The organism is Acerihabitans sp., from assembly GCF_036398755.1.
Taxonomy (GTDB): domain Bacteria; phylum Pseudomonadota; class Gammaproteobacteria; order Enterobacterales; family Enterobacteriaceae; genus Acerihabitans.
In genome coordinates this window covers 1-10,925 of record NZ_DASWOM010000061.1, presented here as the reverse complement: position 1 = coordinate 10,925, position 10,925 = coordinate 1, and the positions used below count along the sequence as shown (strand labels likewise).

Sequence of the window (10,925 nt, the reverse complement as noted above, 5' to 3'; positions counted from 1 at the left end):
CTGTAATCAGTCTGGCGCGAGGTGGCGTATATTACGCTTTCCTCTCTCAGTGTCAAGCCCGTTCGGCCCGCCTCCTGACTCGTTTCCATTACCCTGCGATGTGCTGCACGGTGCCGGTCGATGGAGGCGCATTATAGGGATCCGATTATATTGCACAAGCGTTTTTTGATCTTTTCTTGCCAACTGTCTATTTTTCATCCCTTATGCACCGATCTTGAGCGATCTCTTACTCGGTAAAGGGCATTTTCCGGATCTCCGCTGTTGATATCTATGCCGTTACGGCGATACAGTCGTTAAAAATAGATCGTCGGAAAGGTAGAATCATGCTGGAATTATCAAAATCGCTGCGCCCCTTCCAGAATAAGTCCCCGATCCTGGGACAAAGGGTCATGATCGATCCCTCAAGCGTGGTGATCGGCGAGATCACCCTGGCGGATGATGTCAGCATCTGGCCGCTGGTCGCCATGCGCGGCGACGTCAATAGCATCCATATTGGCGCGCGGACCAATATCCAGGACGGTACTGTGCTGCACGTCACTCATCGATCAGAACACAATCCGGCGGGCAATCCGCTGATCATCGGCGCGGATGTTACCGTCGGGCATAAAGCCATGCTGCACGGCTGCACCATCGGCAACCGGGTGCTGGTCGGCATGGGATCAATCCTGCTGGACGGCGTGGTGGTGGATGATGAGGTGATGATTGGCGCGGGAAGCCTGGTGTCGCCGGGCAAAAGGCTCGAAAGCGGCTATCTCTATCTCGGCAGCCCGGCTCGCAGGGTCAGGCCTCTTACGCCGGCGGAAATAGCGGGCCTGCTCTATTCAGCCAATAATTATGTGCGCTGGAAGGATGAGTATCTGGCCCAGGGAAAATAACCGACGGGGCGGATAGCGGGAATCACCGCCGGCCCGGAGACGGGCGGCGATCGCAAAAAGCAGGCAAATCCGCCGTTTCAGGCGGACTGTTCGCCGCGCAGCGTCTCCAGTACCGGCGCTATATCGGGCATCACCCCGTGCCAGAGCATAAACGAATAGGCCGCCTGCCCCACCAGCATACCAAGGCCATCGGCGCAGTGCCGCGCTCCCTGTGCTGCGCACCAGCGTAAAAACGGCGTCGGTCCCTGCTGGTAAAACATATCGTAGCAACGTACTTCCGGGTTAATCAGCGTCGTGGCCAATGCCGGGACCTCACCATGGACGCCGGAGGTGGTTGCGTTGATAATCAAATCAAAATCCGCGACGACCAGTTGGTCAAGGGGCCGGGCGCCGATATCGCCCACATGCTGATAGAAGGACACCAGTTCCTGCGCGCGTTTGAAGGTACGGTTGGTCAGCATGATGGAACAGCCGTAAGAAAGTAACGGCAGTATTACACCACGCGCCGCGCCGCCCGCGCCAACCAGCAGGATCCTGCTGTCTGGCCGCACCAGGCCAAGGCGCTGCAAATCGGCCAACAGGCCGATACCATCGGTGTTATCCCCCAACAGCGCGCCGTCCGTTTGCTTTTTTACCGTATTGACCGCGCCGGCCTGGGCGGCGCGTTCGGTTAACCGATCGCACAAAGCAAAAGCCCGCTCTTTAAAAGGCATGGTGATATTGGCGCCTTCGCCGCCGGCGGCAAAAAAGTCGCGCAACGTTGGTTCAAAAGCGTCCAGAGGAACCCATACCCGCCCGTAGGGATGGATAATACCGGTTTGCGCGGCAAACAGCGCGTGGATATGAGGCGATTTGCTGTGCTGTATCGGGTTGCCAAAAACGGCGAAAGTTTCCATGACCTGTTCTCCTGATTACCCTTGGCGGATAAGACCGCCGGTCAATGCGTCCCGGATTTCTGAAGGATTCAGCCGCCCCTCGACCTTTTCTTCCATGACCGGAAAATTATCGCCCAGTTGCCGGCGAACCTCCGCGGGCGTGCGGCCGGGAGGTAGTCCGGTCAGATTGGCGCTGGTGGAGACCAATGGTTTGCCAAACGCCAGGCAGAGGCGCCGCGCCGGCTCATAGGCGGTAACCCGTACCGCAAGTGTGGAATACTGGCCGGTCAGCCAGCGCGGCGTTTGCGGGCGGGCGGGCATCACCCAGGTCAACGGCCCGGGCCAACAGGCAAAAACCCGCTCCCGTTGCCGCGGCGTAAGCGCGGCATCGTCGATATAAGGCAATAGTTGCGCATAATTGGCGGCGATCAGGATCAGGCCTTTGGTCCAGGATCGCTGCTTAAGCGTCAACAACGCCTGAACCGCCGCCTCGCTATCGGGATCGCATCCCAGGCCGAAAACCGCTTCGGTGGGATAGGCGACGATCCGCCCCTGCCGTAACGCGTCCACCAGGCCGGCCAATGCCGGCGATTGATTATTTTCCATCATTTTCTTTTATCGACACCGGTTTGGCGCAACGCTTATCGGCGCAAAACAACCTGGGACCGCGCGCCGTGTTTTTTTCATACAGCAGCGGGAAGTGGCAATATTCGCATTCACCGGCCACCGGCTTGAAATTAAGCACAAACCGGCATTGGGGATACTGGTCGCACGCATAAAAAATTTTACCAAACCGGGAGGTACGCTGTACCAGCCTACCCTCCTGGCACGCGGGGCAGCGGAAGGCGGTTTCATCCGGCTGGTCCATGGCGGCGATATAATCACATTCCGGATAATTATCGCAACCGATAAACATGCCATAGCGGCCCTGGCGAAGCACCAGACTGCCTTGGCACGACGGGCATGATTGCCCCTCCAGCACGGTGACGATATGGCCGTCGGCCTGCTGTTTAAGCGATTTGATATAGTCGCAGCGCGGGTACTGGGAACAGCCGAGAAACGGACCATGCTGCCCGGAACGAATCACGAGCTCCGCCCCGCATTCAGGGCAGAGTTCGGTTTGCCTCGGGTTAAAGAGCGCAGCTTTTGCCATAGGGATATATCGTCAGTGATTCTCTAGTGCAGACGGCTCTCATCTTCTTCGAATACAAGATCTTCCATCTGTTGATAGGCATTTTCATATCCGGGGATATTAAACAGCACCATCAGGATTACCCATTTAAGATCTTCCAGATCAAACTCTACGGCATCCAGTGCCATGACGCGATCGATCACCATTTCACGCGTTTCAAGGTTTAACACCTGAATCTGTTCCAGAAACAATAAAAATCCACGGCATTCCGTATCCAGGAACTGGCTTTCCTCATCCGTGTAGATGCGTATTGCCAGCGGGTCGCCGCCCATGGCGAACGATTTGCCTTGCCCGTCCTGTAGATCGGCCAGCTTTTCCAGCCAGTTGAGCGCATTGTAGATATCGTCCTGATGAAAACCCGCCCGGGTGAGATCGTCGGTTAACTTATCCTGATCTACCCGCATTTCCACTTCATTGTGGATATATGTTTCAAACAAGTACATTAGAACGTCGAACATGGCCTGCCCTCCTTAAACGGACATAGCCGCCGGGTACAACTGCGATCCAGCCTGCTAACTCCAGTTGCAATAGCTTCGACACTACTTCTGGCACAGACCGGCCGGCACGTTCAGCGACGACGTCAACAGGTGTAACCTCATCTCCTACGTTAGCCAACACATCGGCAAATGGCAATTCAACTTCGCATTCTGGCGCAGAAATAATTTCCGACGGCGGTAAAGGCAGCCAATGCAAGCCGCCGCCGAGCTGTTCAACAATCTCTTTTGGCTGGGTCACCAGGTAGGCGCCCTGCTGGATAAGCCAATGGGTGCCCGCGCTCGCGGCATTGCCCAGCGGGCCGGGCAAGGCGTAGACATCCTTGCCCTGATCGAGGGCATAACGGGCGGTAACCAGCGAACCGCTGCGGGCGGCGGCCTCCACCACCAGTACCGCCTGGCTCAGTCCGCTGATAATCCGGTTGCGATAGGGGAAATGCCCCGCCAGAGGCGGGGCGTTTAACGGCAGCTCGGACACCAGCGCGCCGCCCTGCGCCACGATGCGCCCGGCGAGCCCGCGGTGCTGCGCCGGATAAATATTTTGCAACCCGCTGCCCAGCACCGCAACGGTTTTACCCTGGGCGTCCAGCGCCGAGCGATGGCATATGCCGTCGATGCCCAGCGCCAGCCCGCTGGTGATGGTCAAGCCGCACCGCGCCAGGTCGGCGGCAAAGAACGTGCCCCATTGCTCGCCGTAGCGCGTGCACGCCCGGCTGCCGACCATGGCCAGCTGCGGTGAGGCCAGGCAGGGCAGTTCACCGATGACGAACAGGGCCGGCGGCGGGCAGGCGAGGGATTTCAGCGCATCGGGATAACCGGCATCGTTAAAGGTGACAAAATGATGCAGCGGATGTTCCAGCCAGCGCAGTGCGGCCGCAATCTCGCCGTCGGGATATTGCAGGAACCGCTGACGCTGGGCGGGCGTGAGACAGGCGTTAAGGAGCGGTTGCGGGCTAGATTCGCCGGGGAGGGTTAATTGTGACAGGCAACGCTGCACTTTCGCGCCGTTAACGCCTTTTACCGCCGCCATGCGCAGCCACATTTCAAGTTCCGTCATTATTTCCTCCGCGCCTTGCGCCTGCGATGTGGTGACATTTGCTTGCGGATGCTGTCAATCAGAGCGGGAAATGTCTAGAATAAGAGACAGAATAGTTTTCATAATCGGACACAGATATAGACTCATATGCCAGTATTGCAGGTATTACATTACCCCGACGAGCGGCTTCGCACTGTTGCGAAACCGGTAAAAGAAGTTAATGACGCTGTTCGCCGTATCGTGGATGATATGTTTGAAACCATGTACGCCGAAGAGGGCATTGGCCTGGCCGCAACCCAGGTTGATATACATCAGCGGATCATCGTGATTGATGTGTCGGAGGCCCGTGACGAGCGCCACGTTTTTATCAACCCTGAAATGATTGCCAAAAGCGGTGAAACCGGAATCGAGGAAGGCTGTTTGTCCATACCCGATCAGCGTGGTTTTGTGCCACGCGCGGAAAAAGTTACCGTACGCGCGCTCGATCGCGATGGCAAACCCTTCGAGTTGGAAGCGGATGAGCTGTTGGCCATTTGCATCCAGCATGAAATGGACCACCTGGTCGGCAAACTGTTTGTTGATTACCTCTCGCCGCTAAAACGCCAGCGTATCCGCCAGAAAATGGTGAAACTGGCGAAAATAAACGCCCGCGACGAAAAGTAACCGTCGCCTTACAGGAATTAATGTGTCCGATTCTTTACGTGTCATTTTCGCCGGTACGCCGGATTTCGCCGCGCGCCATCTCCAGGCGCTAATTGATTCCGCGCATCGGGTGGTGGGTGTATTTACCCAGCCCGATCGCCCTGCGGGCCGGGGCAATAAGCTTACCGCCAGCCCGGTAAAACTCCTGGCGCAGCAGCACCAACTGCCGGTATATCAACCCAAGTCCCTGCGCCCCGAGGAAAACCAGCGCCTGGTGGCTGAGCTGGAGGCTGATATCATGGTGGTGGTGGCCTATGGCCTTATCCTGCCGCAGGCGGTGCTGGACATGCCGCGCCTGGGTTGCCTGAACGTCCATGGTTCGTTATTGCCGCGCTGGCGTGGCGCCGCGCCGATTCAACGCGCCCTGTGGGCGGGCGACAGCGCCACCGGCGTCACGATTATGCAGATGGACGCAGGCCTGGATACCGGCGATATGCTGTATAAATCCGCCTGTGAAATAGGGCCGGAAGACACCAGCGCCAGCCTGTATGACAAACTCGCGGAAATCGGCCCGCGCGCGCTGCTCGATACCCTGGCGCGCAGCTCCGCCGGCCTCTTGGCGCCGGAAAAGCAGGATGAAAGCCTGGTCACCTACGCGGAAAAGCTCAGTAAAGAAGAAGCCCGCCTGGACTGGTCCTGCCCGGCCGCCGTACTGGCGCGCTGCGTGCGGGCCTTTAACCCCTGGCCGATAAGTTTCTTTAGCATCGGCGGGCAAACGGTTAAGGTTTGGCGGGCGACGGCGATGGACCTTGCGGTGCGGGCGGCTCCCGGCACGATTTTGCTGGCCGATAAAACCGGCATCCAGGTCGCTACCGCCAATGGCGCCCTGAACATGACCCTGCTCCAGCCCGCAGGAAAAAAACCCATGGCGGCGCAGGATTTACTGAATTCGCGGCGTGAGTGGTTTACCCCCGGCGCCATCCTGGACTAACGTCTTCCCGGCTGCCGCCCGGCATCGTCAGCCATGACGCGGCGGCGATGATACGGCGGTTTAATGACGGCCACCCCCCACTATCCTTCGGTCAACTATGAATAAACATTATAACCTCCGCGCCATTGCGGCCAAGGCGGTGTATCAGGTACTGGATCACGGCCAGTCCCTGAGCCTGCTGCTACCCATGCTGCAAACTCCCCTTGGCGATAAGGACCGCGCGCTGCTGCAGGAGCTATGCTTTGGCATTTTACGCACCCTGCCGCAGCTGGAATGGATTATCAGGCAGCTGATGGCAAAACCGCTCACCGGTAAACAGCGCCAGGCGCACTATCTGCTGATGGTTGGCGTTTACCAACTGCTCCATACCCGCATTCCCCCCCATGCCGCGCTGGCCGAAACGGTGGAAGGCGCCGTGGTGCTGAAGATGCCGCAGCTCAAAGGCCTGGTGAACGGGGTGCTGCGCCAGTTCCAGCGCCAGCAGGCGGAATTGCAGGCCGCCTCTCTGGAAGGGGAAAGCCATTTCCTGCACCCGTCCTGGCTGGTGAAACGCCTTCAACAGGCGTATCCCGCGCATTGGCAGGCCATTCTCGAGGCCAATAACCAGCGGCCGCCGATGTGGCTGCGGGTTAACCGCCTCCACCACAGCCGGGAAGCGTATCTCGACCTGCTGGCGCAGGCGGATATCGCCGCCAGCGCCCATCCCTCCATCCCAGAAGCGGTTAAGCTGGACGTTCCCTGCAACGTCGGCCGGCTGCCCGGCTTTGACAAGGGTTGGGTAACGGTGCAGGACGCGTCGGCGCAGGGCTGCGCGCTGCTGTTGGCGCCGCAGCCGGGGGAGGATATTCTGGATCTGTGCGCCGCGCCCGGTGGCAAGACCACCCATATACTCGAGCTGGCCCCCGGCGCGCGGGTTACCGCGGTGGATATCGACCCCCAGCGTCTGGCGCGAATCAGGGAAAACCTGCTGCGGCTGGGGCTAGAGGCCCAGGTACTGGCCGGCGACGGTACGCGGCCCGGGGAATGGAACCAGGATCGGACCTGGGATCGCATACTGCTTGACGCGCCCTGCTCCGCCACCGGCGTGATCCGCCGCCATCCCGACATCAAATGGCTGCGCCGCGATCGCGATATCGAGGAACTGGCGGCGTTACAACGGCAGATCCTCGATGCCGCCTGGCCATTGCTTAAACCCGGCGGCACGCTGCTTTACGCCACCTGCTCCGTACTGCCGGAAGAAAACAGCGCGCAAATCAGCACCTTCCTGGCCGGCCACAGCAATGCCGTTTTGGTCGAAACCGGCGACGCCGCCCATCCAGGACGGCAATGTTTTCCCGCCGCCGATGACGGTGACGGCTTCTTTTACGCTAAGATGATTAAGAGTGACGCACCGGGCATATTGACCCGCACTGAACAGGCATGAAGAACCGACTATGAAAATAATAATCCTTGGGGCGGGACAGGTGGGCGGTACCCTGGCTGAAAACCTGGTGGGTGAAAACAACGATATCACTATCGTCGATACCAACCAGAACCAGCTTCGCCAACTGCAGGATAAATTCGATCTTCGCGCCATCCAGGGCCACGCCTCGCATCCCCGGGTATTGCGCGAAGCCGGCGCGGAGGATGCCGACATGCTGGTGGCGGTCACCAACTCGGATGAAACCAACATGATCGCCTGCCAGATAGCCTATACCCTCTTCAAAACGCCCAATCGCATTGCCCGCATACGTTCGGCCGATTATATCCGTGAAGCCGCCCGGCTTTTTTCGCCGGAGGCGGTACCCATCGATCACCTTATTTCCCCCGAGCAGTTGGTCATCGACAATATTTATAAATTGATCGAGTACCCCGGCGCGCTGCAGGTGGTGAATTTCGCCGAGGGGAAAGTCAGCATCGCCGCGGTAAAAGCCTACTACGGCGGTCCGCTGGTAGGCAATGCCCTCTCCTCCCTGCGCGAGCATATGCCGCATATCGATACGCGCGTGGCCGCCGTATTTCGCCGCGATCGCCCGATCCGGCCGCAGGGTTCGACGGTAATCGAGGCCGGCGACGAGGTATTTTTTGTCGCCGCGTCGCCGCATATCCGGGCGGTAATGAGCGAACTGCAGCGCCTGGAAAAACCCTATAAACGCATCATGATCGTCGGCGGAGGCAATATCGGCGCGGGATTGGCGCAGCGATTGGAAAAAGATTACAGCGTCAAGCTTATCGAACGCGACCAGCAGAGGGCGGCGGAACTGGCGGAGCTGCTGCATGATACCATTGTATTTTATGGCGACGCTTCCGACCAGGAACTGCTGGCGGAGGAGCATATCGAGCAAATCGATGTGTTTATCGCCATTACCAACGATGACGAAGCCAATATCATGTCCGCGATGCTGGCCAAACGCATGGGGGCTAAAAAGGTTCTGGTACTGATTCAGCGCCGCGCTTACGTGGACCTGGTGCAGGGCAGCGTGATTGATATCGCCATATCACCGCAGCAAGCCACCATTTCGGCGCTGTTGGGCCATGTGCGCAAGGCGGATATAGTCAGCGTTTCCTCTTTGCGGCGCGGTGTCGCCGAGGCTATCGAGGCTATCGCCCATGGCGATGAAAGCACCTCAAAAGTGGTCGGCCGCACCATCGACGCCATCAAGCTGCCGCCCGGCACCATTATCGGCGCCATCGTTCGCGGCGACGACGTCATCATCGCCAATAAAAACTGCCGCATCCAGCAGGGCGATCATGTGATTATGTTCCTGACCGATAAAAAATTCATCACCGACGTCGAGCGTTTATTTCAGCCAAGTCCGTTCTTTTTATAACGTGGTGGCGCGCACCAGAATGCTTAATTGCCACAAATTGTTAAAGATTCTGGTAAAAACAGCATCATTTGTTAGACTTAATTGGTCATTAACCAAGAAGGAGCAAGCCTATGAGTTTCCTGCAGGAATTCAGAAAATTCGCCATGCGCGGCAATGTTGTGGACCTGGCTGTCGGGGTAATAATCGGTGCCGCCTTCGGTAAAATCGTGTCGTCACTGGTGGCAAACGTGATTATGCCGCCGCTGGGTTTATTGATTGGCGGGGTGGACTTCCGCTCGTTCGGCTGGGTGCTGAAACCCGCGCAGGGCGATACCCCGGCCGTTATATTGCAATACGGTATTTTCCTGCAGAATATCTTTGATTTCCTGATTGTCGCCCTGGCGGTATTCTGTGTTATCAAGCTGATTAACAAACTGCATCGTAAACATGAGGAAGCCCCGGCCGCGCCGCCTAAACCGAGCGCTGAAGAAGTGCTGCTGACTGAAATCCGCGATTTGCTCAAGCAACAGAGCCCAACCCCCTCCACATCCCTGCCGCCGCAGCAGCCGCCGACGCTTTAGCACGTTAAGCAGTCAGCCAGTGCGTACATCTCTGCGTGAAGAGCGGGCTGGAAACCAGAAAGCCAGTGGTAACGCGACCGTTGATGGCGTTACCACTGGCCTCCCAGTTTTGGGCCTTGGCATTTTTGCCTTTGCGACAGTAGCTGCCCTTACCCTTCATGTTTTTCTCACGGCGCTGGCGAAAAAGCGGATCGTGCAATAGCGCCGCAATGGCGTTGTCGTTGATGGTGCCTTTGGTATGGCGATACTTATCAGTCATGATAACCTCGATAAATTAACCGCGATGCGGTAAAAAACTGTCTCTACTCATGCCACATGGGTGAAAGAATGCCTGCGTGGCGGTCTTTTGCATTCGGTGGCGGCTGGAGCTTGGTTATTCGCTTCCCCTAAAAACCAACCGAGGCACGGTGGACAATATTATAGCAAATCGGACCAGACGCGAGGACGGGGAAACAAAATTTGTTGCGTAATGGTTTAGCCTTTCGCCGTAACGCTGAATCGCCGCCGCAAGTGCTCCCGATAGCCGTGATGCAAGAATTCGGTACTCATACCCGCCTGTCGCAACTTGATCTCAAGCAACCGCAGCCGCGCGCTGATTTCGCCGTGCCGGACATCCTGCTTGTCAATTCCCCGCAGCAGATCGCTTAAGCGCAGCGCATCCTTGCGATCCTGTAACTCCGGCGGCAAGTACCCGGCATTTTTCAACAGCCGAAAACCCACGCGCAGCGCTTCCGGCACCGCGCTGTCGTCATCCAACGCCAGGGGTTTACCGTATCCCGGCAGGTTATCAAACTCGCCCTTTTGCTGGGCCTGCTGGATATGCTGCTCAGCCAATTCATCTACCAGCCACATACTCCCCCTCCTTATGAGCGCTGTTATCGTTTCAGGATAGCGCATTGGCGCGCGGATGATAAGCTTTGCGCATGCGCGATGGTAAAGCGTGCATTACCGGCGAGGCCGGCAAACACATGTTGAGTATCCATAGCGGGTGGAACTGCTGGAAGCACCAACGATAGCCGGGGAAGGGAAACCAATCGCAGCGGCATACCCAGCGGCTTGAGATGACACGCAATAAAAAACCCGGCCGGGGCCGGGTTTTGTAAGCTTACACGGGGCAGATTACTCTGCGACCGCTTCCGCTGGAACTTGTGTTTCTGCGGCACGATCTAACAGCTCAATATAAGCCATCGGCGCATTGTCACCTGCACGGAAACCACACTTCAAAATGCGAGTGTAACCACCGGCGCGGCTCGCGAAACGCGGGCCAAGCTCGTTAAACAGTTTTGCCACGATCTCGTTATCACGAGTACGGGCGAATGCCAGACGACGATTTGCAACACTGTCGGTCTTGGCAAGTGTAATCAGCGGTTCAACAACACGGCGCAGCTCTTTCGCTTTTGGCAGGGTCGTCTTGATTATCTCGTGACGAACCAGAGAGCCGGCCATGTTA

Annotated in this window: 14 protein-coding genes; 6 read left to right on the top strand and 8 right to left on the bottom strand. The window is 57.7% G+C overall.

What is annotated here, in order from left to right:
- Positions 1 to 323: 323 nt before the first annotated feature.
- Positions 324 to 875, top strand: a complete 552-nt coding sequence (locus VGC33_RS10175) for a gamma carbonic anhydrase family protein (RefSeq protein WP_331120635.1) — start codon at positions 324 to 326, stop codon at positions 873 to 875.
- Positions 876 to 952: 77 nt separating this feature from the next.
- Here VGC33_RS10175 and aroE read toward each other — a convergent pair whose 3' ends face one another.
- Genes aroE through dprA form a run of 5 tightly spaced genes read right to left on the bottom strand, consistent with a single transcriptional unit; the run spans position 953 to position 4,493 of the window.
- Positions 953 to 1,771 (bottom strand): shikimate dehydrogenase, encoded by an 819-nt coding sequence (aroE, locus tag VGC33_RS10170; RefSeq protein ID WP_331120634.1) that lies wholly within the window; start codon positions 1,769 to 1,771, stop codon positions 953 to 955.
- Between the two features lie 15 nt (positions 1,772 to 1,786).
- Positions 1,787 to 2,356 (bottom strand): L-threonylcarbamoyladenylate synthase type 1 TsaC, encoded by a 570-nt coding sequence (tsaC, locus tag VGC33_RS10165; RefSeq protein WP_331120633.1) that lies wholly within the window; start codon positions 2,354 to 2,356, stop codon positions 1,787 to 1,789.
- On the bottom strand, positions 2,346 to 2,903 hold the full coding sequence (locus tag VGC33_RS10160) for a DNA topoisomerase family protein (RefSeq protein ID WP_331120632.1): 558 nt from the start codon (positions 2,901 to 2,903) through the stop codon (positions 2,346 to 2,348). The genes tsaC and VGC33_RS10160 overlap by 11 nt, the downstream gene beginning before the upstream one ends.
- Positions 2,904 to 2,926: 23 nt before the next feature.
- Entirely contained in the window at positions 2,927 to 3,400 is a 474-nt protein-coding gene (locus tag VGC33_RS10155) for a DUF494 family protein (protein ID WP_331120631.1), read from the bottom strand.
- Entirely contained in the window at positions 3,372 to 4,493 is a 1,122-nt protein-coding gene (gene dprA / locus VGC33_RS10150) for a DNA-protecting protein DprA (protein WP_331120630.1), read from the bottom strand. The genes VGC33_RS10155 and dprA overlap by 29 nt, the downstream gene beginning before the upstream one ends.
- A 126-nt stretch (positions 4,494 to 4,619) precedes the next feature.
- On the opposite strand from dprA, the gene def reads away from it, so the two are divergent.
- The 5 genes from def to mscL all read left to right on the top strand — a co-directional run bounded on the left by def (position 4,620) and on the right by mscL (position 9,475).
- Positions 4,620 to 5,135 carry a peptide deformylase gene (gene def / locus VGC33_RS10145; protein ID WP_331120629.1) on the top strand — a complete coding sequence of 172 codons (516 nt, stop codon included), beginning with the start codon at positions 4,620 to 4,622 and terminating at the stop codon, positions 5,133 to 5,135.
- A 22-nt stretch (positions 5,136 to 5,157) separates the two neighbouring features.
- Positions 5,158 to 6,105, top strand: coding sequence for a methionyl-tRNA formyltransferase (gene fmt, locus VGC33_RS10140; RefSeq protein WP_331120628.1), 948 nt, complete (start codon positions 5,158 to 5,160; stop codon positions 6,103 to 6,105).
- A gap of 97 nt (positions 6,106 to 6,202) precedes the next feature.
- Positions 6,203 to 7,528 carry a 16S rRNA (cytosine(967)-C(5))-methyltransferase RsmB gene (rsmB, locus tag VGC33_RS10135; RefSeq protein ID WP_331120627.1) on the top strand — a complete coding sequence of 442 codons (1,326 nt, stop codon included), beginning with the start codon at positions 6,203 to 6,205 and terminating at the stop codon, positions 7,526 to 7,528.
- 10 nt (positions 7,529 to 7,538) lie between these two features.
- On the top strand, positions 7,539 to 8,915 hold the full coding sequence (trkA, locus tag VGC33_RS10130) for a Trk system potassium transporter TrkA (protein ID WP_331120626.1): 1,377 nt from the start codon (positions 7,539 to 7,541) through the stop codon (positions 8,913 to 8,915).
- Between the two features lie 110 nt (positions 8,916 to 9,025).
- Positions 9,026 to 9,475 (top strand): large-conductance mechanosensitive channel protein MscL, encoded by a 450-nt coding sequence (mscL, locus tag VGC33_RS10125; protein WP_331120625.1) that lies wholly within the window; start codon positions 9,026 to 9,028, stop codon positions 9,473 to 9,475.
- 4 nt (positions 9,476 to 9,479) lie between these two features.
- Here mscL and VGC33_RS10120 read toward each other — a convergent pair whose 3' ends face one another.
- The 3 genes from VGC33_RS10120 to rplQ form a co-directional block, all read right to left on the bottom strand.
- Positions 9,480 to 9,734 (bottom strand): alternative ribosome-rescue factor A, encoded by a 255-nt coding sequence (locus tag VGC33_RS10120; RefSeq protein ID WP_331120624.1) that lies wholly within the window; start codon positions 9,732 to 9,734, stop codon positions 9,480 to 9,482.
- A 215-nt stretch (positions 9,735 to 9,949) separates the two neighbouring features.
- Positions 9,950 to 10,327, bottom strand: coding sequence for a DnaJ family domain-containing protein (locus VGC33_RS10115; RefSeq protein ID WP_331120623.1), 378 nt, complete (start codon positions 10,325 to 10,327; stop codon positions 9,950 to 9,952).
- Positions 10,328 to 10,594: 267 nt separating this feature from the next.
- Positions 10,595 to 10,925 (bottom strand): 50S ribosomal protein L17 (rplQ, locus tag VGC33_RS10110; protein ID WP_331120622.1); only part of this gene is annotated, 331 nt, incomplete at its 5' end.

Coding starts and splice junctions, on each gene's coding strand:
- aroE (WP_331120634.1), bottom strand. CDS start 1,771: ATGGAAACTTTCGCCGTTTTTGGCAACCCGATACAGCACAGCAAATCG.
- def (WP_331120629.1), top strand. CDS start 4,620: ATGCCAGTATTGCAGGTATTACATTACCCCGACGAGCGGCTTCGCACT.
- rsmB (WP_331120627.1), top strand. CDS start 6,203: ATGAATAAACATTATAACCTCCGCGCCATTGCGGCCAAGGCGGTGTAT.
- VGC33_RS10160 (WP_331120632.1), bottom strand. CDS start 2,903: ATGGCAAAAGCTGCGCTCTTTAACCCGAGGCAAACCGAACTCTGCCCT.
- dprA (WP_331120630.1), bottom strand. CDS start 4,493: ATGACGGAACTTGAAATGTGGCTGCGCATGGCGGCGGTAAAAGGCGTT.
- mscL (WP_331120625.1), top strand. CDS start 9,026: ATGAGTTTCCTGCAGGAATTCAGAAAATTCGCCATGCGCGGCAATGTT.
- VGC33_RS10115 (WP_331120623.1), bottom strand. CDS start 10,327: ATGTGGCTGGTAGATGAATTGGCTGAGCAGCATATCCAGCAGGCCCAG.
- VGC33_RS10155 (WP_331120631.1), bottom strand. CDS start 3,400: ATGTTCGACGTTCTAATGTACTTGTTTGAAACATATATCCACAATGAA.
- tsaC (WP_331120633.1), bottom strand. CDS start 2,356: ATGGAAAATAATCAATCGCCGGCATTGGCCGGCCTGGTGGACGCGTTA.
- trkA (WP_331120626.1), top strand. CDS start 7,539: ATGAAAATAATAATCCTTGGGGCGGGACAGGTGGGCGGTACCCTGGCT.
- VGC33_RS10120 (WP_331120624.1), bottom strand. CDS start 9,734: ATGACTGATAAGTATCGCCATACCAAAGGCACCATCAACGACAACGCC.
- VGC33_RS10175 (WP_331120635.1), top strand. CDS start 324: ATGCTGGAATTATCAAAATCGCTGCGCCCCTTCCAGAATAAGTCCCCG.